A 1259-nucleotide genomic window follows, 5' to 3' on the forward strand; every position below is an offset into this window, starting at 1 on the left:
CTGCGCCTGATCACCTGCGGCGGCACCTTCACGGAGGAGGGCGGCTACGCGGGCAACGTGGTGGTCTCGGCCCGCCTGGTCGAGGTGCGCTGACCGCGACCTGACGGACTCCGGCCGAAGGATTGGCCCGGACCGCGTCGGGGTCGTCAGGGTGGCTTTCACGGAACCGGCGTCGGGGGGCGTCGGGTTCCCTGGGGCGAGGAGACAGTCCCACCCCACTGACCATGGAAAACGCTGGTGAAAGCCACCGCGAACCCCTGGTAGAGTTATCTCTGTCGCCGCGGGGGAAACCCCGGAACGACAATCACACCTAGTCCGGGTGGCGGAATGGCAGACGCGCTAGCTTGAGGTGCTAGTGCCCTTTATCGGGCGTGGGGGTTCAAGTCCCCCCTCGGACACCACACGAAAAGTGCCGGTCGATCTTGTATCGACCGGCACTTTTCGTTGCGCCGGGGTGTCACCTCTTCCGCGCCACCACCAGCCTGCAGTGCGGGCTGCCGTCCTCCCGGCGGCCCAGGGGTTCGATCGGGGTGAGGGAGACCTCGAAGCCGCTGTCCTCCAGGCGGGCGCGGACGTCCGCGAGGCGGAAGGTGCGGTAGTACATGACGAACGGCGGGTGCCAGACGGCGTTCCTGACGCGCATCGCCGCGTCGAAGCCCCACAGGGTCCAGTAGAGGCGGGAGCCGACCGGTGGTGGGGCGGGGAGCGGGAAGGCGAAGGTGCCGCCCGGGCGCAGGGCGGCGTGCACCTGGGCGAAGAGGGTGCGCTGGTCGGCCGGGAGGAAGTGGCCGAAGGCGCCGAAGCTGACCGCCAGGTCGAAGACCGGGGCGAAGGGGAGGGCCAGGGCGTCGGCGCGGACCAGGTCGGCGGTCGGGTGGGCGTTCCGGGCCCGGGTCAGCATGCCCGAACTGAAGTCGACGCCCGTGATCCGGCCCGCGCAGACCGAGCGGAGGACGCCGAGTCCGGCGCCGGTGCCGCAGCAGACGTCGAGGCCGGAGTCGAAGGGGCCGAGGGTCTCCAGGGTGTGGGCGACCGCGGTCAGGAGCCGGTCGGAGGTGCGGAAGGGGGTCGCGTCGAATTTGCTCGCGAGCAGGTCGTAGCCGTGCTCGACGGAGGAGAGGGCCTGGACGGTCAGCTCGCGGAGGCTGGGACCCTGCGGGGTGAACATGACACCGAGCCTAGGGGGTGTCCCGCCCGGTCCGTGACCACTCAGGGGTGTCTTCACCCCGAGTGCCGCCCGACCGGGCGGGACACCCCCT

The 1259-nt window shown here is 70.8% G+C and carries 1 protein-coding gene, 1 tRNA gene and 1 pseudogene; 2 read left to right on the top strand and 1 reads right to left on the bottom strand.

Going from position 1 to position 1259, the window contains the following annotated elements; translation table 11 throughout:
* Both CCN56_RS45200 and CCN56_RS35520 read left to right on the top strand, forming a co-directional pair.
* A pseudogene (locus CCN56_RS45200) lies at positions 1–93 on the top strand (class F sortase); the annotation flags it as partial.
* Between the two features lie 220 nt (positions 94–313).
* A tRNA-Leu gene (locus CCN56_RS35520) sits at positions 314–401 on the top strand.
* Between the two features lie 56 nt (positions 402–457).
* Here the strand turns inward: CCN56_RS35520 and CCN56_RS35525 are convergent.
* Positions 458–1168, bottom strand: a complete 711-nt coding sequence (locus tag CCN56_RS35525; protein WP_086831897.1) for a class I SAM-dependent methyltransferase — start codon at positions 1166–1168, stop codon at positions 458–460.
* Positions 1169–1259: the final 91 nt, after the last annotated feature.

The sequence above is a fragment of the Streptomyces sp. NRRL B-24572 genome (assembly GCF_002156145.1).
GTDB lineage: Bacteria > Actinomycetota > Actinomycetes > Streptomycetales > Streptomycetaceae > Streptomyces > Streptomyces vietnamensis.